This window comes from Aromatoleum petrolei, assembly GCF_017894385.1.
Lineage (GTDB): Bacteria > Pseudomonadota > Gammaproteobacteria > Burkholderiales > Rhodocyclaceae > Aromatoleum > Aromatoleum petrolei.
Window position 1 is genome coordinate 2,112,473 of the sequence record NZ_CP059560.1, and the last position, 25,992, is coordinate 2,138,464.

Annotated in this window: 21 protein-coding genes; 5 read left to right on the plus strand and 16 right to left on the minus strand. The window is 66.2% G+C overall.

From position 1 onward, the window contains the following. Positions 1–50: 50 nt before the first annotated feature. Both ToN1_RS09690 and ToN1_RS09695 read left to right on the plus strand, forming a co-directional pair. Entirely contained in the window at positions 51–806 is a 756-nt protein-coding gene (locus ToN1_RS09690; protein ID WP_210148079.1) for a class I SAM-dependent methyltransferase, read from the plus strand. Between the two features lie 96 nt (positions 807–902). Continuing rightward, a complete protein-coding gene (locus ToN1_RS09695) occupies positions 903–1,610 on the plus strand; it encodes a hypothetical protein (RefSeq protein ID WP_169207390.1) in 708 nt (235 codons plus the stop codon). A 36-nt stretch (positions 1,611–1,646) separates the two neighbouring features. Here the strand turns inward: ToN1_RS09695 and ToN1_RS09700 are convergent, their stop codons facing one another. Next, positions 1,647–2,249, minus strand: a complete 603-nt coding sequence (locus tag ToN1_RS09700) for a response regulator transcription factor (protein WP_210148080.1) — start codon at positions 2,247–2,249, stop codon at positions 1,647–1,649. A gap of 299 nt (positions 2,250–2,548) precedes the next feature. Here ToN1_RS09700 and ToN1_RS09705 point away from each other — a divergent pair, with 299 nt between their 5' ends. The 3 genes from ToN1_RS09705 (at position 2,549) to ToN1_RS09715 (ending at position 5,979) form a co-directional block, all read left to right on the plus strand. After that, positions 2,549–3,532, plus strand: coding sequence for an ABC transporter substrate-binding protein (locus ToN1_RS09705; RefSeq protein WP_244861012.1), 984 nt, complete (start codon positions 2,549–2,551; stop codon positions 3,530–3,532). Next, positions 3,529–5,454 (plus strand): ATP-binding response regulator, encoded by a 1,926-nt coding sequence (locus tag ToN1_RS09710; RefSeq protein WP_342344168.1) that lies wholly within the window; start codon positions 3,529–3,531, stop codon positions 5,452–5,454. Before ToN1_RS09705 ends, ToN1_RS09710 begins: the two co-directional genes overlap by 4 nt. A gap of 84 nt (positions 5,455–5,538) precedes the next feature. Further along, positions 5,539–5,979 carry a PhaM family polyhydroxyalkanoate granule multifunctional regulatory protein gene (locus ToN1_RS09715; RefSeq protein ID WP_169207392.1) on the plus strand — a complete coding sequence of 147 codons (441 nt, stop codon included), beginning with the start codon at positions 5,539–5,541 and terminating at the stop codon, positions 5,977–5,979. A 52-nt stretch (positions 5,980–6,031) separates the two neighbouring features. Here the strand turns inward: ToN1_RS09715 and ToN1_RS09720 are convergent, their stop codons facing one another. The 15 genes from ToN1_RS09720 to ToN1_RS09790 all read right to left on the minus strand — a co-directional run bounded on the left by ToN1_RS09720 (position 6,032) and on the right by ToN1_RS09790 (position 25,814). After that, a complete protein-coding gene (locus tag ToN1_RS09720; RefSeq protein WP_169207393.1) occupies positions 6,032–6,922 on the minus strand; it encodes an AEC family transporter in 891 nt (296 codons plus the stop codon). A gap of 64 nt (positions 6,923–6,986) precedes the next feature. After that, positions 6,987–8,153: a CaiB/BaiF CoA transferase family protein gene (locus ToN1_RS09725; protein WP_169207394.1), complete on the minus strand. Its 1,167-nt coding sequence runs from the start codon at positions 8,151–8,153 to the stop codon at positions 6,987–6,989. Positions 8,154–8,234: 81 nt separating this feature from the next. Beyond that, entirely contained in the window at positions 8,235–9,467 is a 1,233-nt protein-coding gene (locus tag ToN1_RS09730; protein ID WP_169207395.1) for a phenylacetate--CoA ligase family protein, read from the minus strand. Positions 9,468–9,583: 116 nt separating this feature from the next. After that, complete coding sequence (locus tag ToN1_RS09735) at positions 9,584–10,393, minus strand: ABC transporter ATP-binding protein (protein WP_169207396.1); 810 nt, start codon at positions 10,391–10,393, stop codon at positions 9,584–9,586. 114 nt (positions 10,394–10,507) lie between these two features. Next, positions 10,508–11,833, minus strand: a complete 1,326-nt coding sequence (locus tag ToN1_RS09740; RefSeq protein WP_169207397.1) for an ABC transporter substrate-binding protein — start codon at positions 11,831–11,833, stop codon at positions 10,508–10,510. 94 nt (positions 11,834–11,927) lie between these two features. After that, positions 11,928–12,992, minus strand: a complete 1,065-nt coding sequence (locus tag ToN1_RS09745; RefSeq protein ID WP_169207398.1) for a branched-chain amino acid ABC transporter permease — start codon at positions 12,990–12,992, stop codon at positions 11,928–11,930. Positions 12,993–13,021: 29 nt separating this feature from the next. Next, on the minus strand, positions 13,022–13,951 hold the full coding sequence (locus ToN1_RS09750) for a branched-chain amino acid ABC transporter permease (RefSeq protein ID WP_169207399.1): 930 nt from the start codon (positions 13,949–13,951) through the stop codon (positions 13,022–13,024). A 14-nt stretch (positions 13,952–13,965) separates the two neighbouring features. Continuing rightward, on the minus strand, positions 13,966–14,802 hold the full coding sequence (locus ToN1_RS09755; protein WP_169207400.1) for an ABC transporter ATP-binding protein: 837 nt from the start codon (positions 14,800–14,802) through the stop codon (positions 13,966–13,968). Between the two features lie 10 nt (positions 14,803–14,812). Next, entirely contained in the window at positions 14,813–16,789 is a 1,977-nt protein-coding gene (locus tag ToN1_RS09760; RefSeq protein ID WP_169207401.1) for an AMP-dependent synthetase/ligase, read from the minus strand. A 315-nt stretch (positions 16,790–17,104) separates the two neighbouring features. After that, positions 17,105–19,099, minus strand: coding sequence for a cytochrome C (locus ToN1_RS09765; RefSeq protein ID WP_169207402.1), 1,995 nt, complete (start codon positions 19,097–19,099; stop codon positions 17,105–17,107). A 178-nt stretch (positions 19,100–19,277) separates the two neighbouring features. Next, on the minus strand, positions 19,278–21,401 hold the full coding sequence (locus ToN1_RS09770; RefSeq protein ID WP_169207403.1) for an MtrB/PioB family decaheme-associated outer membrane protein: 2,124 nt from the start codon (positions 21,399–21,401) through the stop codon (positions 19,278–19,280). Positions 21,402–21,418: 17 nt separating this feature from the next. Further along, positions 21,419–22,414: a DmsE family decaheme c-type cytochrome gene (locus tag ToN1_RS09775; protein ID WP_169207433.1), complete on the minus strand. Its 996-nt coding sequence runs from the start codon at positions 22,412–22,414 to the stop codon at positions 21,419–21,421. Between the two features lie 78 nt (positions 22,415–22,492). After that, positions 22,493–22,840: a c-type cytochrome gene (locus ToN1_RS09780; RefSeq protein WP_169207404.1), complete on the minus strand. Its 348-nt coding sequence runs from the start codon at positions 22,838–22,840 to the stop codon at positions 22,493–22,495. 288 nt (positions 22,841–23,128) lie between these two features. After that, positions 23,129–23,779, minus strand: a complete 651-nt coding sequence (locus tag ToN1_RS09785; RefSeq protein WP_169207405.1) for a response regulator — start codon at positions 23,777–23,779, stop codon at positions 23,129–23,131. Between the two features lie 10 nt (positions 23,780–23,789). Continuing rightward, positions 23,790–25,814, minus strand: a complete 2,025-nt coding sequence (locus tag ToN1_RS09790) for a PAS domain S-box protein (protein WP_169207406.1) — start codon at positions 25,812–25,814, stop codon at positions 23,790–23,792. Positions 25,815–25,992 lie beyond the last annotated feature (178 nt).

Here is a 25,992-nt window from a genome sequence, read left to right on the forward strand (position 1 = left end):
ACCACGGCGGGGCGCGGTATGATGGGGCGCCCGCTCCATCCCCCGCCCCCATGCCGCCCGCGCTCAAAGCCCTGTTCGCCCAGCTTGCCGGCTGGGCCTGCGCCATCGTTCTGGCTCGCGCCGGATGGCTGCCGCCCGGCATCTGGGCGCTTGCCGGCACCCAGGCGCTGTGCGCCACGGTCGCGGCGGCGGCGATGCGCAGCGCGCGCTGGTGGCTGTTCATCCATGCTGCGTTCGCGCCGCTGCTGATCATAGCCGGGCGGGCGGACATCGCGCCGGCGTGGTATCTGGCGGCGTTCGCGCTGCTGCTCGTCGTGTATTGGACGAGCTTCCGCACGCAGGTGCCGCTCTACCTCTCGAACCACGCAACGATCGGCGCACTGGCGGCGCTGTTGCCGGTCGGACGGTCGGTGCGCGTGCTGGATCTGGGCAGCGGGACGGGTTCGCTGCTGCGCGGGCTGGCACGCCTGCGCCCCGACAGCCACTTCGACGGCGTGGAAGCCGCGCCCGCACCGTGGCTGCTGAGCCGCCTGCTTGCCCGTGCGGCGGGGCGGATCTCGGTCCGGCGCGGGGATTTCTTCGCGGAGTCGTGGGCCTCCTATGACGTCGTCTATGCGTTCCTCTCGCCGGTTCCCATGGCGCGCGTGTGGAGCAAGGCGGCGCAGGAACTCGCGCCCGGCGCGCTCGTCGTAAGCAACAGTTTTCCGATTCCCGGCCGTAAACCGGACGAGGTCGTGGCGGTCGGCGACCGAAGGGCGACGCGGCTGTACGTGTATCGCGTGACGGACGGGCGGGCGTCGAAATAGCGGGCGTATCCGGGCGCTTTTTCGCCCCTTGCGCGCAAGCTCCCGAACCGATAATGCAATCGTGCGGCGTGGGGGCCGCGAGTGAGGAACACCGGCATGGCTGAAATCATCTGTGTGATCGGTAACAAGGGCGGTACGGGCAAGACCACCTTGTCGCACATGCTGTCGCAGGGCCTGGGCCTGTTGGGCCATCGCGCCGCATGCGTGCTGACCGATACGTCGCGCGAACCGCTCAGTCCGGCGGGGCGGCGCTACATCACTGCTGACGCGCGTACGCGCGAGGCGCTCACGAAGGTCGTCGAGAAGCTGCGCTCGCTCGACGGCTGGCTGGGCGTGATCGACGGCGGCGGCAACCGCACGGAGATGGACCGCAAGCTGTACGCGATGTCGGACATCGTCTTGCTGCCCTTCCGCGAGTCCCATGAGGACATTCGCACGGTCGTGCGCGACCTGGAGATGTTCCCGCGCGCCTATGCAGTGCCGACGCAATGGCCGACCAACGCATGGCAGCGCGAGGCGGTCGACCGCAGCGTCGCGCAGCTAATGGGGGCGTACCGCCACCGCATCCTGAATCCGGTGCTGGCGCTATCGGGCACCAAGCTGCTGCTGCAGAAGCAGATTCCGGAACACCTGCCGACCGCAGTGGCGAACGCGTGCCGCGCGCTGGCACGACAGGTGCTCGAACTCATGGACATGGAACATGCGGAAACGGCAGCGGACGACGTGGACGAGCCACAGTTGAGCGGCCGACTGTCGGCGGCCGACATGCCGATGCGCCTGCAGGCGAACCGGCGCCCCCATTGAGCGGCGGCGACGCTGCCGGAGCGGGCCAGCGGCGCGTCAGAGCCGCGAGCCGTGGCGGCTGCTGACGTTGAGCGCGCGGAAGATCGCCGACATGTGCACCTTGACGGTGCCCTCGGACAGGCCGAGCAGGTCGGCGATCTCGCGATTGGTCTTTCCCTGGGCAAGGAGTTCGAGCACGCGGGTCTGTCCGGCGGTCAGACCGAAGCGTTCGCTGACGGGCGCCCCCGAGCGCTTGGAGGCGGCGTCAGTGGCAATGTCGGGCGCATAAACCCCGCCATCCAGAACGCAACGCACCGCCGCGCGCAGCGTGTCGCCGGAATCGGCCTTGGACACGAAACCGGACGCTCCGCCCTTCATTGCCCGCCGGATCGACGCCGGGTCGTCGAGTGCGGACACGACGATCGTGGGCACATCGGGGAAGCGCTTCGCGAGCACGCCCAACAGCGAGAAGCCATTGAGGTCCGGCAGCATCAGGTCGATCACGGCCAGATCCCAGTCGGCGCTGGCTTCGAGCTTGGCGAGCGCGTCCTCGGATCCCTTGGCCTCCACACACTCGACGCCAGGCTCAAGGCGCGCGAGGGTCTGCGCCATGGCTTCACGAACAAGGGCATGGTCTTCGACAATGAGAATCCGGGTCACAATGCGCTCCGCTATGCTGCAATTGTAAAAGCGTGAGGATAGCATGCAGCGGCAGCCAAAAAAGATAGGAGCATTTTCCCCCCTCGCCGGCAAGAAATCGGGGAAAATTGCCCTGTTATATCCTGGCAACCCATTTTTGCTCCCGCCGCGCGGACATCACTGATTGTCGTGGCGCGCGCATGGCAACTATCATCATCCGATGAGCATACGAGTTCCGCATCCGGCCAGAGTTCGGCGGACGCCTGTCGCGACATCCGCGCTCGCGGGCGGAATCCGTCGTCTTCGCGCAATGGCGAGCGATGCCATGTTCGCCGGACGCGCCCGCTGAAGCGCCGATGTTGCGGCTCGGCCATCGCCTTCTGCGCGCCGTGGCGCTGGCGCTTGCGATCCTTGCGGTCTGTTGCGGTCGCGCGTTCGCCGGCTCGCGGGTGGTGGTGGTCACGGCCGAACGCAGCGGCGCGCACGAGGAGACCCTCGTTGCGCTGCGCAATGCATTGGCGCAGGATCTTCCCGACGGCGAGGTGGCGGTTTTCGGGGTGCGCGATCTCGAGCGCGCGACGCTGGCCGATGCGCGCATCGTCGTCACCATCGGCACGCAGGCGGCAAAGGCGGTGGGAATCCGCAACCCCTCGACGCCGGTGCTGCACACACTGATTCCGCGCGACGCATTCGACCTCATCCAGTACGGCCCCCACGCCGGTCGATATTCGGCGATCTTTCTCGACCAACCCGTGCACCGGCAGATCGCGCTGCTGAATATTGCCCTTCCGCATAAACCTGCAGTAGCCCTGCTTTCGAGCCCCGCCTCGGACGAACTCGCTCGCCGACTGGCTTCGGTCGCCCGGGAACAGCAACTGCGGGCGAATATCGAGAAGGTTTCGTCTGCCGACGAGATCTATCCGGCGCTCGAGCGCCTGCTCGATGAACCTGCCGTCCTGGTGGCCTTGCCCGACAGCACGCTGTTCAACAGCTACACGATCCAGAACGTGCTCCTGACGAGCTATCGCCATCGCGCACCACTGGTGGGCTTTTCGCCCGCCTATGTCCGCGCGGGAGCGCTGCTGGCGCTGTATTCGACGCCCGCGCAGATCGCCCGCCAGGCGGCCGACGCGGTGCGCCACGTCCTCGCCGGCGGAGGCTTGCCGCCGCCACAGGCACCGCGCGAGTTCGAGATCGCGACGAACCCCAATGTCGCACGTTCGCTGGCGATCGAACTGGACTCGCCGGAACGCATCGCCGAGCGACTGCGACAGCGCGAAGGCCGCCCGGAGGTGAAGCCGTGATCGATACCTGGGGCGTGCGGGCGCGGGTGATGCTGGTGGCGGTGCTGCCGATGCTGGTGCTTGCCATCGTGCTGACTGCCTTCTACACGCGTTCGCGGGTCGCGGACCACGAGGAGGCCTACCATGCTCGGGGGCAGGCATTTGCACGCCAGCTTGCGGCCGCGAGCGAGTACGCATTGTTCTCGGGCAACCGCGAGACCCTTCATCGACTGGCTTCGGCGATGCTCGCCGAGGACGACGTGACGGGCGTACTGATCGTCGATCGCGGCGGCGAGGCGCTGGCACGCAGCGGCTATCTGGACAACTCGCTGCCGATACTCTCCCAGTTGGCGCCTTCGCGACGCCTGTTCGACACGCCGCAGACGCTGCGCATCATCGAACCGGTTGTTCCGAGCACGCTCGACCTTGACGACGATCTCTCCGGACAGACGCCCGGCGCCGGACCGGTGGCTGCACCGCCACCGATGCTGGGGGCGGTGATCGTCGACATGTCGCGCAGCCGCCTGGACGACCGCCAGCGCGAACTGCTGCTGACGGGGAGCATCGTGATCGTGCTGGTGCTCCTGGGCAGCATGATGCTGGCCAACTACATGAGCCGGGGCGTGACTGGCCCGATCCGCCAGGTCGCGGTGACAGTGGAGCGCATCGGCAGGGGGCAGTTCTCCGCTCGCGTCCCGCCCGTGGGCGGCGGCACGCTGCGCACGCTCACCGATGGGGTGAACCAGATGGCGGCCCAGCTCGCGAGCGCACACGACGACATGAGCCGCCAGATCGCCGAGGCGACGGCCGAGCTGCGCGAGAGCAAGGACCAGGCGGAACGCGCGACCCTGTCGAAATCGCGCTTCCTCGCGGCGGCCAGCCACGACTTGCGCCAACCGATGCACGCACTGGGGCTCTTCATCGCGGAGCTGGCACAGCACGACCATGCGCCCGACGTGCAGCGGCTCGTCGAGCGCATCGCCGCGTCGGCCGCGGCAATGGAGAATCTGCTAGACAGCCTCCTCGACATCTCGCGCCTCGACGCGGATGTGGTGAAACCGAACGTGCGCGCCTTCCCCCTGCAACCCCTGCTCGACCGCATCGCTGCCGACGAGCGTCCCGGCGCGGACGCCCGCGACCTGGAGCTGAAGGCGCGGCCCACCGACGCGTGGATCAGCAGCGACCCCGTGCTGTTCGAGCGTATCCTCAGCAATCTCGTCAGCAACGCCGTGCGCTATACGCGCAAGGGGCGCGTGCTGGTGGCCTGTCGTCGACGCGGCGACCGGCTGCGCATCGAGGTGCGCGACAACGGCGTCGGCATCCCCGCAGAATTCCAGGAGACGATCTTCCAGGAGTTCGTACAATTGCATAACCCCGAACGCTCCCGCGACAAGGGCCTGGGTCTCGGCCTGCCCATCGTGCGACGTCTGACCGAATTGCTCCACCATCACCTGACGCTGCGTTCCAGCCCTGGCCGGGGCTCGGTGTTCGCGGTGGAAGTCCCTCTCGCCAAGCCCGAAGCCTCCACCGCCGGGGCCGAGAGCGAGCGCATGCCCGGCGACCTGGGCGGGCTGCACGTGGCGCTGGTGGATGACGACCCGCTGGCGCGCGGCAGCATGCAGAGCCTGCTCACATCCTGGGGCTGCAAGGTTGCGGCGGCGGGCGACGCGGAATCGCTGGTCGACCAGTTGAACCGCGACGGGACCGTCCCGGAACTGATCATCAGCGACTTCCGACTCGATGGGGGTTTCAACGGCATCGACGTGATCCGCAGCCTGCGCGCGTGGACGGCCGCAGACATCCCGGCGGTGCTGGTGACGGGCGATACGGGGCCCGACACGTTGCGTCAGGCGCAGGAGGAAGGCCTGCCGCTGCTGCACAAGCCGGTGCGTCCCGCACGCTTGCGGGCGCTGCTCAATCGCTTGCCCGGACGCAACGACTAGGTTCGCAGGAGTCCGATCAGCGCTCGTCCCGTCGAGAAGCGGGAGGAGTAATATGAAAACGTATTCATCTGAGGGGAGAGAGGCATGGCGAATGACAACTCGGCGAAGGATCCGCTCGAATTCGTGCGCGGCATGTGGAACAACATGGGTTTCTCCCTGCCCGGCATGATCACGCCGACGCTGGATGTGGGCGAGTTGGACAAGCGCATCGCCGACCTGAAGGCGGTGGAGAACTGGCTCAAGATGAACCTGAGCATGCTGCAGATGACCACCCAGGGCCTGGAAGTGCAGCGTGCGGCGATTGCCGCGGTGCAGGCGATGAGCCAGCAGACACGCGAGTCGGGCGCTCAGGGGCCGGGTGAAGCGCAGCCCAACCCCTTCGCTTCTGCTGCGATGTGGCCGTGGGCGGCGATGACTGGGGCCTCGGCCGGTGGCACGCCGGCAGGCGCGGCGAACCCCGCCTCGGCCGCAGCCGGCGGCGTTTCGGGACACGGTGCGCGCAAGTCCGCGGCAGAGAAGAAATAAGGCGCCCCGGGGGCCGGCGTGCCAGCGCCGCCCTCGGAAACTGCGCCGCCCGTCACAGGAGGTGCAGCCACAGGGTCAGCGAGGGAACGGCGAGGAGCGTCGTCGCCGAGATCAGCCACGCGACGCCGGCACCGTCGCCCCCCATGCGCATCGCAAGAATATAGGCGGAACTCGCGCTCGGCAGCGCCGCGAACAGCACCAGCATATCGAAGGCGACGCCTTCCACCCCCAGCACACGTCCGATCTGCCAGGCCAGCGCAGGCAGGAACAGCAATTTGACCGCGATGATCCACGCGGAGCCGGTCCAGCGCCCGCCCACCATCGCCCAGCGCAATGCGGCACCGACCGCGAGCAGGCCCAGCGCCACCGCGGCATCGCCGAGGCGCTTGAGGAAGGACGTCAGCGGAGCGGGCAGGTCGATGCCGGCGAGGTTGAACAGCAGGCCGGCGAGCGTCGCGAGGACCAGCGGGTTGCGCGACAGTTCGCGCAGCAGGCTGCCCTGGCCGTGGCGGGCGAGCATGCCGACCGCCATCACGTTCGCGAAAGGCACCATCGCGCCGCACAGGCCGCCCATCAGAGCGATGCCCGCGGCACCGTGCAGCTTGCCGGCAATCGCGATGCCGATGTAGGTGTTGAAGCGATAGGCGCACTGCAGGCGCGACGCGAACCCCATCGCGTCGAGCCCCATCAGGCCGCGCCCGAGCCAGCCGAGGACGAAACCGGCGACCATCGTGCCAAGCCCTGCGAGGAAGAGCGGCAGCGCACGGCCCGGGTCGATTTCGGCACTCGCGAGCGCGTTGAACAGCAGCGCGGGGAACAGCACGAAGTAGACCAGCTTCTCGACACCGGTCCAGAAGCCCTCAACCTCGACGAGGTGGCGGCGCAGGACCGCGCCGAGAAGGATCAGCGAGAAGTCGGGGAGGAGCAGGAGCAGGCTTTGCATCGGCGAAGCTTAACCTGCCCCGGACACCCTCGCGACTGCGGCTTCCACTCCTTGCCGAAAATGCTCAGATGACGCCGGCAGCGCGCAGGCGCGCGATTTCCGCGGCGTTGAGCCCGAGCGATTCCAGCACCGCATCGCTGTCCGCGCCGGCCGGCGGCGCGGGCGCAAACGGCCCGGGCTCGAAGCCGGACAGGCGCACGGGCGGGCCGAACTGGCGCACGCCGTCGACTTCGGTGACCATGCCCCGCGCGCGCAGCTGCGGGTTGTCGAGGCTTTCCTCGAGGCGCAGGATGGGCGTCACGCAGCAGTCCACACTGTCGAAGAGCGCCGTCCATTCGGCCTGGGTGCGGCTGCGGAAGATCGCCGCGACCTCGCCACGGGCGCGGGCGCCCTCTTCGCCCATCGCGAGATGCGCGGCCTTGAGGTCCGGCCGGCCGAGCGTGTCGCACACGAGATGCCAGAACTTCTCCTCCAGCGAACCGACCGCCATGTGGCGCCCGTCGGCGGTCTCATATACGCCATAGCACGGCACGCCTCCGGTCAGGAGGTCCTCGCCGCGCGGTTTCACGCCGCCATGCGCGAGCACTTCGGCGAGCGGGAAGATCGCGTGCGCCAGCGCCGCATCGGTCATCGCTACGTCGACATGCCGTCCTTGCCCGCTCGCGCGTGCGTCGAGCACCGCGACGAGCAGACCGAACAGCGCGGACATCGTGCCGCCGAGGAGGTCGCCGATCTGCAGGTTGGAGAGCGCCGGCGCGCCGCCCGCGGTGCCGATCTGGTCGAGCACGCCGGCGTAGCCGATGTAGTTGATGTCGTGGCCGGCGCGCAGCGCGTAGGGGCCGGTCTGGCCGTAGCCGGAGATGCTGCACACGACGATCCTCGGATTGCGTTCGGTGAGCGCGTCGTAGCCGAGGCCCAGCTTGTCCATCACGCCCGGGCGGAAACCTTCGACGACGACGTCCGCGGTATCGACGAGGCGCAGGAACAGCTCGCGGCCTTCGGCATGCTTGAGATCGAGGCGCACGCTCTTCTTGCCGCGGTTGCACACCTGATAGAAGAAGCTGGTGTCACCGTTCATCGCGCCCATCGTGCGCGCGTAGTCGCCGGCACCGGTGTCCTCGACCTTGATGACCTCGGCGCCGTAGTCGGCAAGGTGCTGGGTCGCCAGGGGACCGGGAAGGAGGCGCGTGAGGTCGAGGACGCGCAGGTTCGCGAGGGGCTTGTGTCTCATGCTGTCGGTATCGGTTTGCTGGAAGCCGCAATTCTACCGCCCGCGGGGCGGGACGCCGCGGAACGCTGCGCGCGAACGCCCTCAGTCGTACTTGCGCACGTCGTCGATGACCTTCCCGTCGTTGGCGAGGCTGCCGGGCGCGCAGAAGCTCACTTCCCCGCGCAGTTTGGTGAGTTCGCGGATGCTCGCTGCGATTGCGCCGGAGAGGGCCTCGCCGGGCTGCGCGGTCTCGCAGTGCAGGGTCATGCGGTCGTTCAGGTCCGGGTTGTCAACGACGAGGCGCGCACGCACGATCTCGGGATGGCGTTTCGCGACCGCCGCGATCTGGCCGGGATGCACGAACATGCCCTTGACCTTGGTCGTCTGGTCCGCACGCCCCATCCAGCCCCTGATGCGCACGTTGGTGCGGCCGCAGGGCGAAGCGCCGGGCATCACCGCCGAGAGGTCGCCGGTACCGAAGCGGATCAGCGGATAGTCGGGATTGAAGGTCGTCACGACGACCTCCCCGACCTCGCCAGGCGCCACGGGGTCGCCGGTGCCAGGACGCACGATCTCGAGGATGACGTCCTCGTCGAGCACCATGCCCTCGCGAGCGGGGGTCTCGTAGGCGATGAGCCCGATGTCGGCGGTCGCGTAGGCCTGGTAGGCGGCGATGCCGCATGTCGCAAACGCATCGCGCAAGGCGGTCGGAAAGGCTTCGCCGGAGACGAAAGCCTTGGTGAAGCTGTGCGCGATGCCCATCTCCTCGGCCTTGTCGAGGATGATGCGCAGGAAGGACGGCGTACCGACGTAGACGTTGGGCTTCAGGTCGGCGAGGGCGGCGACCTGCTGCTCGGTCTGGCCCACACCGGCGGGGAAGACGGTGCAGCCCAGCGCGTGCGCGGCGGTCTCCATCATCGAGCCAGCCGGAGTGAAGTGGTAGGAGAAGGTGTTGTGGACGAGATCGCCGGCGCGGAAGCCGGCGGCGTGGAAGGCGCGCGCGAGGCGGTAGTAGTCGGGCCGTGCGCTCTCCGGTTCATAGAGCGGCCCCGGCGAGGCGAAGACGCGGCGGCAATCCGCACCCCAGCGCGTCGCGGCGAAACCGCCGAAGGGGCGCGCGGCCTTCTGGTGCTCGAGGAGCTCCGACTTGCGCGTAACCGGCAGGCGGGCGAGTGCCTCGCGGCTCGTGATCGTGGCCGGATCGACGCCTTCCAGCAGGCCCGCGAAGGCCGGCGCGTTCGCCTGCGCATGGGCGATCTGGGCCGGCAGGCGGGCCATCAGGCCCCGCTCGCGCTCGGCGGGGTCTCGGGTTTCTCTGGCGTCGTAGTAGGTCATCGCTTGATCCTAGGTGCAATACAGGGCCAACCGGGCGATCAGGTTGTTGTTTGATGCGGCACAGGGGACAGCCCCCTGCCGGGGCGCGCGCCGCGCCGCGCCGCGATCGCCCGTCGTCAGGACAGCCAGCGCTTCCTGCGGCGATAATGCTTCACGTCGCGGAAGCTCTTGCGGCCCTCGCCCGAGATGCCGAGGTAGAACTCCTTGACGTCCTCGTTATCGGCCAGGCTCTTCGCCTCGCCTTCCATCACGATGCGGCCGTTCTCGACGATGTAGCCGAAATCCGAATAGCGCAACGCGACCATGGTGTTCTGTTCGGCGAGCAGGAAGCTCACCTTTTCCTTCACGTTGAGGTCCTTCACGATCTCGAACACCTCCTCGACGATCTGCGGCGCGAGCCCCATCGAGGGCTCGTCGAGCAGGACCATGCGCGGGTTCGACATCAGCGCGCGGCCGATCGCGCACATCTGCTGCTCGCCGCCCGAGGTGTAGGCGGCCTGGCTGGTGCGCCGCGTCTTCAGACGCGGGAAGTAGGTATAGACCTTGTCGAGATTGGCAGCGATCTCGCCCTTGTCCTTGCGCGTGTAGGAACCCGCGAGCAGGTTTTCCTCGATCGTCAGGTGGGCGAAGCAGTGGCGCCCTTCCATCACCTGCACGACGCCCCGGCGCACCAGCTCGGACGGCGACAGGCTCTCCACGCGCTCGCCCTTGAGCTCGATCGTGCCCTTGGTGACTTCGCCGCGCTCACCCTTGAGCAGGTTTGACACCGCGCGCAGCGTCGTCGTCTTGCCCGCGCCGTTGCCGCCGAGAATCGCGACGATGCGGCCTTCGGGGACCTGCAGCGACACGCCCTTGAGCACCAGCGCGACGTGGTTGTAGATCACCTCGATGCCATTCACATTGAGGAGAAGGTTCGACGTATCCATCGGTTCATCCGGTAAGTCGTGTTCGCTCCGGCCATGCCCAGGCATGGCCGGTTGCGCGGAAATTCCGCGTGCGGCAGCCGGCACGAACCGGACCGCCACACGCACCAGCGACGATCAGGCGTTGCAGTCGCTCGCGTCGCGCCGCTTGAGCTGCTTGTCGGCGGCGTACTTGTCCGCGGCCTCCTTCACGAGCGGGTCGATGACGCTCTTGTCGGCCTCGTACCAGTCGGGCTGCATCTTCCAGGTCGTCCCGTCCCAGCTATGCACGCGGACCGCGGTCGAGCCCATGTGGTCGGTGCAGGTCGTCTTGATCGGGCGGATCAGGCCGGGCAGGCCCAGCTCGGCGATGCGCTTCTCGTCGACGTTGAGGTTCTCCAGGCCCCAACGCACCTGCTCGCCGGTCATGACCTTGCCCTTGCCGAACTTCTCCTGCGCGGTGCGCACGGCCTCGACGGCGAGCATCTGGATGATCAGGCCGCGCATGTAGAGCACCGAACCAACTTCGTCGCGCGGACCGCTGCCCTGGCCACCGTCATGCACCTTCTTGAGGATGTCCTTGATCAGCGGAGAATCCGTGCCGTGCGGGTTGAGCGCAAGCGCGCTGTAGCCCTTGGCGTTCGCGCCGACGTCCTTGACGTCCGGCTCGGCACCCGACCACCACACGCCGAAGAGTTTCTCGCGGGGGTAACCGGTCGCGACGGCTTCCTTCAGCGCGGTCGAGTTCATCACGCCCCAGCCCCACAGCAGCGTGTAGTCCGGGCGCTGCTGGCGCACCTGCAGCCAGGTCGCCTTCTGCTCGACGCCGGGCGCCGTGACGGGCAGCAGCACGAGCTCGAAACCGTGCATCTGTGCCCGCTTCTGCAGCAGCGGGATGGGCTCCTTGCCGAAAGGCGAGTCGTGATACACGAGCGCGATCTTCTTGCCCTTGAGCTTGTCGAGCCCGCCTTCCTTCTTGCCCAGGTGCTGGATCAGCGCATCGGCCGCGGTCCAGTAGCTGCCCATCAGCGGGAAGTTCCACTTGAACACGCCGCCGTCCTGCGACGCGGCCAGGCCGTAGCCGAGCGTGATGAGGGGAATCTTGTCGACCGGCGCCTTGTCGGTGAGCGCAAAGGTGATGCCGGTCGCCTGCGGATCGATCACCGTAGACTTCTTGCTCTTCAGGCGCTCGTAACATTCCACGCCCTTGTCGGTCGCGTAACCGGTTTCGCATTCCTCCCAGGCGATCTTGACGCCGTTGATGCCGCCGGTGGCATTGACGTACTTGACGTAGTCCTGCTTGCCGTTCGCCCAGGGCGTGCCGTTCGGCGCGTAGGCGCCGGTGCGATAAACGAGCAGCGGGAAGAACTGCTCGTTGGCCTGCTGTGCCGCCGCCGGGGCGGACAGGGTGCCGGTACCGAATGCCGCCAGTGCTGCGACGAGCGCGATCGCCTTGCTTTTCATTGTGTCTCCTCCTCCATTTTGGATGGCACTTGCGGCGTGCCTGCCGTTCTTCTCTTGCCGAACTACTACTATCTTGAACCCGGCCCCAAGCGCATCAATGCGGGAAGGGCCAAAGGCGCAGCTTCTGCTTGCCGATACTCCAAAGCTTCGCCAGCCCGTGCGGCTCGACGATCAGGAAGAACACGATCAGCGCGCCGAAGATCATGTGCACCAGGTGCGAAGTCGTCGCCGTCGACAGCGGGATGTCGAACCAGTGCGGCACCTGGTCGAGGATGATGGGCAGGACGACGATGAAGGCCGCGCCGAAGAAGGCGCCCATGATCGAACCCAGCCCGCCGATGATGACCATGAAGAGCAGCTGGAAGGAGCGGTCGATGCTGAACGCAGCCGGCTCCCACGCCCCCAGATGCACGAAGGCCCACAACACGCCGGCGACACCGACGATGAAGGAGCTCACCGCAAAGGCGGTCAGCTTCGCATACACGGGGCGGATGCCGATCACCGCGGCGGCGACGTCCATGTCGCGGATCGCCATCCACTGACGGCCGGTGGCCGTGCGCGTGAGGTTCTTCGCCGCCAGTGCGAACACGCACACGACGGTGAGGCAGAACAGGTATTTCGCCACCGGCGACTCGATCGGCACGCCGAACACATTCAGCCCGGCGACGCTCACCGAACCCGAGGTCGAGTTGTTGGTGAACCAGCTGATGCGCAGGAAGGCCCAGTCGGTGAAGAACTGTGCCGCGAGCGTCGCCACCGCCAGGTACAAGCCCTTGATGCGCAGCGAGGGAACACCGAACAGCACGCCGACGACGGTCGCCGTGAGGCCGCCGAGCAGCATCGCCGCGATCAGCGGCATGCCGTCGATGCGCACCATGAAGTTGTAGGCCGCGTAGGCCCCAACCGCCATGAACGCGCCGGTGCCGAGCGAAATCTGGCCGCAGTAGCCGACCAGGATGTTGAGGCCCAGCGCCGCGAGGGCGAGGATCAGGAAGGGGATCAGCACGGCGCGGAACAGGTATTCCGAGCCCGCCATCGGCATCACGACGAAGGCGACGAGGAGCAGCAGGCCGATCGCGATGCGGTCCTGAGCGATCGGGAAGATCTGCTGGTCGGCCGCGTAGCTCGTCTTGAACTGGCCGTTTTCTCTGTACAGCATGAGGAAACTCTCCCGGTGTGGGTGCCGCGTCAGACGCGGTCGATGATTTTTTCGCCGAACAGGCCCTGCGGACGCACCAGCAGGAAGCCCAGCGCCAGGACGTACGCGAACCAGATCTCGATGCCGCCGCCGAAGAAGGAGCCGAGGTAGATCTCCGACAGCTTCTCGCCGACGCCGATGATCAGGCCGCCCAGGATCGCGCCCGGCACCGAGGTCAGGCCGCCCAGGATCACTACCGGCAGCGCCTTCAGCGCGACCAGGGAGAGCGAGAACTGCACCCCGAGCTTGGAGCCCCAGATGATGCCGGCGACCAGCGCCGCGAAGCCCGCCACCGACCACACGATGACCCAGATGCGGTTCAGCGGGATGCCGATCGACTGGGCCGCCTGGTGGTCGTCCGCCACCGCACGCAGCGCGCGGCCGGTCGTCGTCTTCTGGAAGAACAGCGCCAGCGCGAGCACCAGGCCGGCGGCGATCAGCGCGGCGACGAGGTCCTCCTTGCTGATCAGCAGGCCCCCCTCGAACATGCCTTCGAGGATCATCGCCGGCTCCTTGGGCATGCCGACGTTGATGCTGTAGATGTCGTTGCCGAACAGCGTCTGGCCGAGGCCGTCGAGGAAGTAGCTGATGCCCAGAGTGGCCATCAGCAGCGTGATGCCTTCCTGGTTCACCAGCCTGGACAGGCACAGGCGCTCGATCACCCACGCCAGCACCACCATCAGCGCCATCGCGACGCAAAACGCGAGCAGGTTCGCGACGATCAGGTTGTCGAACCCGAGCCACTTCGGAATCCACTCGGCGAAGCGCGCCATCGCCAATGCCGCGAACAGCACCATCGCGCCCTGCGCGAAGTTGAACACGCCCGAGGCCTTGTAGATCAGCACGAAGCCGAGCGCGATCAGCGAATACAACATGCCGGCCATCAAACCGCCGAACAAGGTTTCAAGAAAGAATCCCATTGCGAAGCTCCCGCTCAGTGCGACGTGCCGAGGTAGGCACGGATGACGTCCTCGTTGGCGCGCACCTCGTCGGGCACGCCGTCGCCGATCTTCTTCCCGTAGTCGAGCACCACGACACGGTCGGAGATGTCCATGACCACGCCCATGTCGTGCTCGATCAGCACGATGGTCGTGCCGAACTGGTCATTCACGTCGAGGATGAAGCGGCACATGTCCTGCTTTTCCTCGACGTTCATGCCCGCCATCGGCTCGTCGAGGAGCAGCAGACTGGGCTCGGCGGCGAGTGCGCGGCCGAGCTCGACACGCTTCTGCAGGCCGTAGGGCAGCGCGCCGACCGGGGTCTTGCGGATGTCCTGGATCTCGAGGAAGTCGATGATCTCCTCGACCTTCACGCGATGCTCGATCTCCTCCTTCCGCGCGCGGCCCCAGTACAGCGCGTTCGCGAGCAGGCCCGACTTCATCTTCAGGTTGCGCCCCGTCATGATGTTGTCGAGCACGCTCATGCCCTTGAACAGCGCGATGTTCTGGAAGGTGCGCGCGATGCCCTGGGCGGCCGCCATGTGCGGCTCCATCCTGCGCCGCTCTTCGCCGCGGAACAGGATGCGGCCTTCCTGCGGGTGATAGACGCCGTTGATCACGTTGAGCATCGAGCTCTTGCCGGCGCCGTTCGGGCCGATGATCGAGCGGATCTCGTGCTCGCGCACGTTGAAGCTGATGTCGGTCAGCGCCTTCACCCCGCCAAAGGACAGCGAGATGTTCTGCAGGTCGAGGACCACTTCGCCGATGCGGCGCCCGTTGCCCTGTGCCGGTTCCTGCGCCTGCACCGCCTGCGGCATGTCGTTCATCATCATCTTCCTCCCCTCACGCCGCCTGCTTCGCCGCCTGGGGCGCGAAGGTCTTCACTTCCTCGATGCGCAGGTCCGCGCTGATGCGCCCCTCGCGCCCGTCCTCGTACTTCACGACGGTCTCGATGTGCTGCGTCGTCTTGCCCTCGAACAGCGCGTCGATCAGCACCTCATAGCGTTCGGCGATGAAGTTGCGCCGCACCTTGCGCGTGCGGGTGAGCTCGCCGTCGTCGGCGTCCAGTTCCTTGTGCAGGATCAGGAAGCGCTTGACCTGCGAGCCGCTCATCTGCGGATCGACGGCGAGGTCGGCATTCACCTTCTCGACGCAGTCGCGGATCAGCTCATACACCGCCGGCTGCGACGCGAGATCGGTGTAGCCGGAATACGGCAGACCGCGCCGCTCGGCCCAGTTGCCGACGGCCTCGAGGTCGATGTTGATGAAGGCGGTGACGCAGTTGCGGCCGTTGCCGAAGGTGACCGCCTCCTTCACGTGCTGGAAGAACTTGAGCTTGTTCTCGATGTAGTTGGGCGCGAACATCGAGCCGTCCTTGAGCTTGCCGACGTCCTTGGCACGATCGATGATCTTCAGGTGGCCATCCTCGTCGAAATAGCCGGCGTCGCCCGTCAGGAAGTAGCCCTCGGCGTTGATCGACTCGGCCGTCGCATCCGGGCGCTTGTAGTAGGCCTTCAGCAGCATCGGTCCCTTGACGAGGATCTCGCCGTTGTCGGCGAGCTTCACATCGACGAAGGGCGCGGGCTTTCCGACCGAGTCCAGCTTGATCTGGCCATCCGGTTGCAGACACACGTAGGCGCAGGTCTCGGTCTGGCCATAGAGCTGCTTGAGGTTCACGCCGATCGAACGGTAGAAGCGGAAGAGGTCCGGGCCGATCGCCGCACCCGCCGTGTAGGCGACGCGGATGCGGCTCATGCCGAGCACGTTCTTCAGCGGGCCGTAGATCAGCAGGTCGCCGAGCCAGTACTGCAGGCGGTCACCCGCGGACACCGGCTTGCCGTCGAGGATGTCGGCACCGCAGCGACGCGCGACATCCATGAAGTACGCAAAGAGCTTGCGTTTGAGCGCGCTGGCGTCCTCCATGCGGATCATCACCTGCGTGAGCAGATTTTCGAACACGCGCGGCGGCGCGAAGTAGTAGGTCGGCCCGATCTCGCGCAGGTCCGTCATCACCGTGTCGCCGGATTCCGGGCAGTTGATCGTGAAGCCCGCGACCATCGCCTGCGCGAAGGAGAACAGGTGGTCGCCGACCCAGGCCATCGGCAGGTAGGACAGGATGTCTTCCTGCTCGGTGAGCTTGTCGAAGCTCATCGCGCCGGTCGCCGCGGCGATGAAGGCGGAATGCGTCTGGCACACGCCCTTGGGCTTGCCGGTCGTGCCGGAGGTATACAGCATCACCGAGATGTCGTCCGCCGCCCCCTTGTCGATCTCCCCGTCGAGGAAATCGGTGTGGTTGCGGTCGTGGATGGCGCCCATCTCCTGCAGCTCGTCGAGGCCCAGCAGCATCGGCTGGCTGTAATGGCGAAGGCCGCGCGGATCGTCGTAGATCACGTGCTCGAGAAACGGCACCTCGGGGTGGATCTCGAGCATCTTGTCCACCTGCTCCTGGTCCTCGACCACGGCGAAGCGGATCTCGGCGTCCTGCAACACGTAGGACATTTCCGGCGCCACGGCGTCCTGATAGAGCATCACGGGAATGCCACCGAGGCACTGGCAGGCGGTTACCGACCAGTACAGGCGCGGGCGGTTGTCACCGATGACGGCGAGGCGGTCGCCGCGCTTGAAGCCCAATTCCGCGAGCCCGCAGGCGATCGCGCGCACGTTGCGCGCGACTTCGGCCCAGCTGTAGGTCTGCCAGATGCCGAACTCCTTCTCGCGCATCGCAGGCCGGTTGGGTCGCACGGCCGCATGCTGCATCAGCAGCCGCGGAAAGGTGTCCAGGGCGGCCGGTTGCGCGGCGTGCCCGTTCCTGTCGGACATACCATCTCCTCCTTTGGTTTTTATCCTGCGTCTCCACCCGGCCGTGTTTGTCGTTATCGGGTCCGGGGTCCGGCGCGATCGTGTGCGCCGCAGCGTCGGCAGCCGCTCGGTGGCGGCCGCTCGCGCTTTTGTGTGCGTGCAGTCTCGCAAGCCATGTTTGCGCAACTGTTTGTGAAATGTAGTGAATCGTAACAACGGGCGGTGACGGGTCCGCCAGGTGCGAGCCACGGCAACCCGCACCTGCTGCGCGGCCGCCCGTGGACGAAAAAAAGGGGAGGTCGCCCTCCCCTTCTTCGTTACGCCTTCAGGCAGCGATCAGCTGAAGAAGCCGGTCACCACCAGCACCAGCAGCACCAGGCCGACGGTGATCAAGGTCAGGCCGAGGATCACCGAACCGACGTGCATCTGGCGCGACGGCGCGTCGACCAGGTACTTCTCCAGCTCACCGGACTCCACCAGACGCTGGTAGTGCGCCGGGTGCTCTCGGCTGAACTCTTCCAGCGACTGCGTGCCGGTGAACATCACCACATCCGGCGGCGGCAGCTTGTCGGGGCGGAAGTGGTTGTTGAAGAAGTGCACCGTGAAGAGGAACACCGCCGCAAGGAAGGCTTCCTCGCCATGCACCAGCGTGCCGACGTTGAACACCCAGCCCGGCAGGAGGCTCGCCGTCACGTGCGGGAAGGCCAGCATCAGGCCGCTCCAGCCGATGATGTTCACACCCCAGAACACCGCCCAGTAGTCGAACTTCTCGAAGTAGGTCCAGCGGTCGAAATTCGGCTTGGGCCCCTTGCCGAAGAACCACTTGAACATGCCCCAGCAGTCGGCGAGGTCCTTCCAGTTCGGGATCAGCGAATCCGGGCCGAACCAGCGGAACTTGCGGTTCCGGAGCAGGCGCGACATCACGTACACGAAGTGGATCATGAAGATGCCGACGAAGAGCGAGGCGGCGACGCGGTGGATGATGCCCATCACCTTCGGCCCGCCGAGCAGCGCAGCAATCTTCGGCGCCCACGAGCTGTCGGCAAACATCACCGTCGTGCCGGTCAGCACCAGGGTCATCGTCACCAGCGCAAAGCACAGGTGCGCAACACGCCAGCCCCAGGCGAAGCGCACGAAGTGCTTGCCCTCGTTCACACCCAGCTCGCCGGTGCGCACGTGCGGCACGGTCTTGCGCTCCTTGCGCTCCTGCCATTCACGGTAGTACCACAGGCCGCTGTGCAGCCAGAAGAAGGCGAACACGCCGATCAGCAGGGCCGTCATGAACTTGCCGGCGATCCACATCTTCGGATACTTCTCGAAGTCGTGCGTGTTGGCGTGCGGCCCGAAGGTCACGAAGCCCGCCGTCGCCTTCACCATGCCCGGCTTCTTGTCGTCGTGACACTTCTGGCAGGTCTTCAGGCGGTTGTCCGGATGCACGCGCGACTTCGGATCGTCGCCCGCCTTGATGCCGTGACTGCCGTGGCAGTCCGCGCACTTGGCGGTGTAGACGAAGCCGAGACGGTTCACCTGCCCGTGGTAGGTGTCACGGTAGCTGTGCAGCTCTTCCGTGTGGCAGTCGCCGCAGGCGAGCACGTTCTTGAGCTTGAACGCCTCCGACGACGAGTTGCGGATCTCGTGCGTCGTGTGGCAGTCGATGCACACTGCGCCCTTCGTGTCGCCCTTCTCGATGAGCTTGCCATGCACCGACGAGGTGAAGTCGTCGAGCTGGTCCTCGTGACAGGCGGCGCCGCAGGTCTCGGGGATAGTCATGCGCCACTTTTCGCGCTCGGGCGTGCCGGCAACGGGCACGGCGAAATCGTGCGTCGCGTGGCACTGGTTGCAGTAGGCCTTGGGACGATCAGGATTGTCCGCATCAGGACGGGCGTGGAAGGACTCCTTGTACGCGGCGATGTTCTCGACCACGATGCCCAGGCGCTCCTTGCCCGCGGCCTGGTTGTTCTTCTTCGCCTCGTCCCACAGCTTCTCGTGACAGGCGGCACAGTCGGGCTTGACCGCGTTGGGCGCCTTCTCGTGCTTCTCCTTCGCGTCGACGATATCGGTGTGGCAGGCCACACAGTCGATCTTGGCGTGCACCCCCTTCGCGACCTTGGCCGGATCGATCGCGGGAAGGGCGACCTCCTCGCCCTCCGCATCCTCGCCCTCCGCATCCTCGACCTTGATCTCCGGCTTGCCCGCGGCGTGGCAGTTCAGGCAAGTCGCGTTATCAAGCGCGGCCGGCGCATTGCCGCCGGCCGCATGGCCCGACAAGGGCCACAGCAACGCGGCAGACGCGACCGCCGCCAGCAGGCCCCGAATGTTGCGTATTTTCACTTTGATGCTCCCCTTTTTCCGGCGCAAGCTGCGCGCCACAAACAAAGAAGGGGCCGACACGTCGCACGCCAATCGCCAGACGCGCAAGCGTCATATGTGCTCGTGGGCCCCTGCCGGAAAACTTGCCATTCCCGGACGAAAGCCGGGCCGCTTCCGGCCCGGCTGTTGCTGCCGTCAATCAGAACGCATGCGAGACGGTCACCGCGATCACGCGCGTGATCTGGTTCGGATCCACGAAGACCTTTGTGCCATCCGAGTAGCTCCAGCTCGACCATGTATAGTCATCCATCTCGCGACGATCCCAGACATAGTCTAAACGAATACCCGTTGCCTTGGTGAGGGCATACCGGGCGAATAGCCGCAGGGTGTTCAGCGTGTACTCGGTATCCGGGAGGATCCCCGCACCCTGGCGGATCGACGACAGCGCACCGGCAGCCGCGTAGGAGATGTCGTACTTGCTCACGTCGCGGCTGTATAGATATTGCCCGCCCACCGAGAATTTCGAACTGATCTGCCCGTCGAATCCGGCGCCGACGGCATTCGAGCTCAGCTTGAGGTCGGCACCCCACGGCACGCAGGTGTAGGCGAGCGTGGTGCCGTCGCACTTCGACCCGTAGGTGCTGTTCAGCGATTTCTGCTCGATTTCGTTGGTGGAGTGCGAATACCACATGTTCGCCTTCCAGCGATCACTGAAGCGGTATGACGCATCGAGCGAGAACAGCTCCGAACGGCCCTCGTTCAGACCGATATCGAAGATGCGCGTCTTGTAGTCGTCCATCGCGTACTCGTAGGCGAACTGCACCGACAGCGGCTCGACCGGCATCCAGTCGAGCATGAGCTTGAGCTTGTCGCGCTCGCGGTCGGAGAACTGCGCCGGCGCCGTCCAGTGCTCGCCCACGGCCGTCGTGGCGGTCTTGACGAGGACCGGCGTGGTGCCCCAGCTCGAACCGTCGCGCTCGCTGCGGGCGAGGGTCACGCTGCCGTTCAGGGTGTCGCTGAGCGACTTGCGCAGGTCGATACGATAGGTGTGCTCCGTCATCTCGTCGCGGTACAACTCGTCCATGCCCTCGTACTTCCTGAAGTCATAGTCGTAACCGGCGGTCAGGTTGTAGCCCCTCGGCAGACGGTAGCTCGCCTCGAGCTTGCCGCGATGCGTCGACTGCGACTCCGGGTTGTTCTGCAGGATCCTCCCGTTGTAATTCGCATAATCGAGTTGCGGAGTCCGGTCATCCCGGTCCTCGTACGCCCACGACGCAAGCAGGTTGAGCTTGTCCGTGATGCGCGAGGTGAGCGAGCCGAACACGTTGGTCGTGTCGACCTTGCCGCCGAGGTCGCTGCGGGTCATGCCCGGCAGGTAGGGCACGACCGAGGACGGCAGGAAGCTGTCGTCCTGGGTCGCGAAGCTCTTGCTCACCTTCAGGTTCGCGCGCGTGTCGCGGCTGAAGTTGTAGCCGCCAGCGAGCGCGATCTGGTGCATCTGGTTGTCGGGTGCGAGCGACAGCGGGCTCATCTGGGTCGGCGTGCCCTGCACAGCGACCGGGTTGCCCGCACCGCCGGTGGTGCCGTAATTGACGAACAGCCCCTTGCCGGCCTTGTTTTCGTAGAAGCTGGCGTAGTAGCTGCCTGAGACGTAGAACTTCTCGGTCGCGTAGTCCAGCGAGGCCTCGATCTGCTTGTGGTTCGAGTCGATCGGCTCGGGCGCGAACAACTGCCCGAGGTAGCCGCCGACGTTGCCGTTGGAGCCGAACAGGCGCTCGCCCTTCTTGGCCTCGTTCTTGAACGTGACGTTCGCCTGCAGGTTCTTGCTGATGAACTTGGTGGCGGTCAGGGACGTGGCGGTGCGCTCGGTCTTGAGGTCCTTGTCGTCGAAGCGGGTGCCGAGGTTGAGCGAGTCGTGGCCGATTCCGGTCACGCGGGTGGACACCTCGAACGGTGCGTAGCGCGGGATCTGGTTGTAGTCGATGCCCAGCTTCCAGTCGCCCTGCTGCTCTATCGACGCGCCGAACTCCTGCGTGCGCAGGCCCAGGTCGCGGCCCTCGATGCGCAGCCAGCGTCCCTCGTCGGAGCGGCGGATGACCTTGAGGTCGGCGCCGCCATGCACACCCTCGTCATTAATGCCGTAGTACTGGCGGTACAGCGGATTGACCTCGTCGAGGTGTTGCAGCTTGATGCTTGCTTCGGCGACGTTCGGGCTGATCAGTTCCGCGACCTCGTCTTCCTGCGCGAGGGCGGACGACACGGGGAAGGCCATCGACACGGCCAGCGCCAGCACGGTCCGCTTGAAGATGCGATTGTTGTCCATTTCGTTCTCCCTGACTCTTAACGCCAGAAGCGGGCAGCCTTCGAGCTGGCCGACGGACTGTTGCTGCCATGGATTTCGGTGTGGCAATTCAGGCAGGCACGCCCCTGGGTCACACCGACCGAATTGAGACCGTTGTTCTGGCTTGCCGGCGAAACGATCGCGGTGCCATTCACGTTGCGGCTGAGATCGGTATTCGCCGCAACACCCGGAATCGTGCCGAGGTGGTTGGCGGGGTCATGGCACTGCTGGCACAGGAAGGGCGGACGGGTCTTGAGCATCGCGTCGGCGACGGTGCCATGCGGGTTGTGGCAGTTGGCGCAGTCCTCGGTGACCGGTGCATGGTTATGCACGAAGGGGCCGCGTTTTTCGGCGTGGCAGGTGTAGCAGGTCGCGTTGGTGCTGTCCTTCACGAGCAGCTTCGGCCCGGTGGTGCCGTGCGGGTTGTGGCAGTCCGAGCAGGACATCTTGCCTTCGGGGATCGGGTGGTGCGACGGACGGTTGACCTGTGCGCGCTGCTCCTTGTGGCAGGCGAAGCACACGTCGGCCTGGGTGCGCTTGTCGCGGACCTTGTCGTCGGCGGCGTGCGTGTCGTGACAGGAACTGCAGGCGACGTCGCGGCGCTCGTGCGTGCTGCCGGTCCACAGGTGGCGCTTGGGATCGGTCTGGTGACAGGACAGGCAGGCGGCGTTGCGCTCGGCCACGGGCGTCGCGGACGTCTTGTCGAAGGTGCGATCGGGCTTGGGCGGCTTGTCGCTACCCTTGTAATTCACGTGCTTTTCGCTTTCGCCGTGGCAGTCGCTACAGGTCGGGGTGCGGTCGTCGGCGCGCGTGCCGTGCTTCGTCTTGCCGATGTGCAGCACGCCCGGGGCGTCCGCCTCGTCGTGACAGGACGTGCATTTGGCATCTCCCTTCAGAACGATGTCCTTGGGCGCCTCTTTCGGCGCATCCGCGGCGAATACCGCCCCGGAGCAGACGCTGCCGATGACGGCCAGCGCTGCAAGCACGCTTCGCATTTTTTTCATGTTATCCCCTTGGTTCCGAACGTCATTGCCGCACCGCCCGCCCGGACGGTGCGATTCAGGCCATGCGGCTTACTGCGAAAGAATCCATTCCATGAGGTTCTTGATCTCGGCCTCGTTCTTGGTGTTGATGATCTTGTGCTCTTCCTCGGTGCCGTCCTCGAGCTTCACCTTCGGGCCGGTGGTGATGTTCTTCTTCATCTTTTCGAAGCCCTCGACTTCCTTGCCCTTGTACTTGGCGGCAATCTTCTGGTACGAGGGACCCTTCTTGGTCTTGTTGACGGCGTGGCACTTGAAGCAGTCGTTGTCTTTCGCGAGCGACTTGGCGGCGTCGGCGTCGACGGCAAATGCGGAGGAAGAAGCGAAGATCGCGGCGGTGGCGGCAATGAGCAGCGACACGCGGTTGAGACGGAATTGCATTTGGGCTCTCCTGTCGAAGCTGGAATTTCGTCCTATGGACCGCAACATGGGCGCGGCCCGACGTGAGGGAATTTTCACGAATTCGCGCAATCCCACATATCGGACAGGGTTTAAATTGCGTGTAGGAAAATTCCTAACGCACGGGCAGTACGCGAACGCGTGACAGGCCGGCCCGCGCAGGACGCGCGCGGGTGCGCCGCGGCCTTCACGGCGCGGCGGACGGGACGGGATGTGGGATGGGGCGGAAGGCGGGATGAGCCCGAGACGCCGCGCAGCGGCGGCGCGGGCTTACACGTCGGTGGACTTCACCAGGTGGTGCGCGACGGCGTAGCGGATCAGCTCGGAGGTGTTCGTCATCGCCATCTTCTGCAGGATGCGCGTCTTGTGCGTGCTGATCGTCTTCACGCTGAGCGACAGCTCGTTGGCGATGTCGGTGAGGCCCTGCCCGAGCACCAGGCGATGGAAGATCTGGTATTCGCGATCCGACAGGGCGGTGTGCGGCAGTTCGTTCGCTGCGGGCATGAGGCCGCGCGCCATCAGCTCGGCGACGGTGTCGCTCACATACACGCCGCCGCGCGCGACGCGGCGGATTGCGTGCACGAGCAGGTCGGCGTCGCTTTCCTTGGTCAGGTAGCCGGACGCGCCGGCATGCAGCGCGCGCACCGCGTACTGCTCCTCGTGGTGCATGCTCAGGATCAGGATGGGGAGCTTGGGCTTCTCGTCGTGGATCAGGCGGATGAGGTCGAGGCCGCTGCGCCCCGGCATGGAGATGTCGAGCACGACCACGTCCCAGTCCTGTTCGCGCACGAGCAGCAAGGCCTCATTGCCGTTGGCGGCCTCGCCGCACACCGCCAGGTCTTCGGTGTCGGCGAGGATCTGCTTCAGGCCGTCGCGGATGATCGCGTGGTCGTCGGCGAGCAATACCCTCAGTTTTTCCATCTTGCTTCCCTCATTGCCCGGTCGGCACGGTGACGTCGATCGTCGTGCCGTCGCCGGGCGTGGAATGGATCGCAAAGGTTCCCTGCACCAGGCGGATGCGCTCGCGCATGCCGAGCAGGCCGAACCCCGCCTGGCTCGCCGCATCGAGCACGAAACCAACGCCGTCGTCGCGCACGGTCAGGCGCCAGTCATCGCCGTCGCGGTGGAACGCCACCCATACGGTACTCGCCTGCGCGTACTTCGTGACATTGGTGAGCGATTCTTGCAGCACGCGGAACAGCGTCGTCGCCTCGGCGCTGCCCCGCTCGGGCTCGTCGTCGTCCAGGTCCAGCACCAGCTCGATGCCGGTGCGTTTGGAGAAATCGCCCGTGAGCCAGGAGATCGCCGCGCGCAGGCCGAGGTCGTCGAGGATCAGGGGGCGCAGCTCGTAGGTGATGCGCCGCACCGAGGCGATCGTCTGGTTGAGCTGCTCCTTGATGACGCCCACCTTGTCCTGCAGGTCGGCGCGCTCGCCGGGCAGGCGGCCGCCGAGCCAGGACAGCTCGAGCTTGATCGCGGTGAGCCGCTGCCCGAGCTCGTCGTGCATCTCGCGTGCGATGCCGGCACGCTCGTCCTCGCGCACGCGCTGCAGCGCGGTGGAGAGCTCCTGCAACTGGCGATTGGTTTCGCGCAGGTGCGTTTCGATCCGTTTGCGCTCGGTCAGGTCGCGCAGAACCACGGTGAGGAATCGTCGCCCCTGGATCTCGGTCGAGGAGAAGGTGGTGTCTGCGGGGAACTCGCGCCCGTCGGCATGGCGCGCAGTGAGTTCGGCACGGCCGCGACGTGCGTTGCGCGTTTCGCCCGAATTGCGCCGCCGTCCGACGATGGCGTGGTAGGCGCCGCGGGACTCCGCGGCGAGCAGGCGGTCGAAGGGCTTGCCGAGCGCCTCGTCGGCGGGAACCCCAAACATGTGCTCGGCCGCGCGGTTGTACAGCACCACGGACAGGTCCTCGTCGATGGTGACGATCGCATCCATCACCGATTCGACCATCTCGCGCAGGCGCTCCTCGCTGTCCTGCAGCGCACTCGCCATCAGCGCCCGCCGGCGCATGCTCCATACGACACCGCAGGAGGCGGCCAGCAACAGCAGGGCGACGATGCCGGCGCCCGCGACGATGGGCCGCGCCGTCATCGGCCAGGACACCAGCGCCGAGTCCTGATCGACGGCGACGCCGATCAGGAAGGGATAGCGCGGCACGGGATGGTAGGCGACGAAGCGGTTCTCGCCGGCCAGGGTCTCGGTGACGTGGATCGTGCCGGTCGGATCGGCGGCCTTTGCGGTGAGCCGCGGCAGCCCCTGGACCGGCTGGTCGACCTTGTCCATGTCGCTGGGGAAGCTGGCGACCAGGTTGCCACGCGCGTTGATCAGCTGGATCTGCTTGCCGAAGCGCAGGTCGAGCCGGCGGTAGAAGGATTCGAAATAATTCGCGACGACCGCCGAAGCGACAACGCCGCGGAAATTCCCGCCGGCATCGACGAGGCGTGCGCTGAGGTAGAAGGTCCACTCACCGTCGAAGCGGCGGCGGTACATCTGGCTGACGAAGAGCCCTTCGTCCCTGCGCACGAGAGTCGCGAAGTAGTCGCGGTCCGCTTCGTTGAAGCCCGGACGGGTGCCGAGCAGGGTCGAGTTCATGACGACGCCGCTGGCATTGACGACGAACATCGACGAAAACTGAGGCAAGCCCTCGGCGCGGGCCTTGAGGAGCGCCTGGACGGGGAAGCTGTCGAGTTCGAGCTGCAGCCCGATACTGTCGGACAGCCTGTCCTGGGCGCCGCGCAGCGCCATCGCGACGCCGTCGAGCGTGCGCGCCGTCTGCTCCGCGAGGATGCGGCTCAGGGTCGAGATCTCGCTGCGCGCATACTCGATCTCGCGCTGGCGCATGTCGTAGAGCAGGAAGGCGGTGCCGCCGGCGAGGACCGCCAGCATCAGCGCGGTCAGCAACATCACCGCGCGCACGGGCGGCTCGATCCAGAATTTGCGCAACAGGCCGGACATGCGGAATTCCCGAGCTAAGGCCGGCGCCATTCCGACGCGATCGTCGGTCCCGGCCCACCGGTGCGGGCGGACTATAGAAGGCGGTGACGTGCTCGGCAAGTTTGAAACAAACAATTCATCGTGACGATTTCCGCAACAATCGCCTGCCAGAATGGGCAGTTCCGCTGTCCGCCTGCCA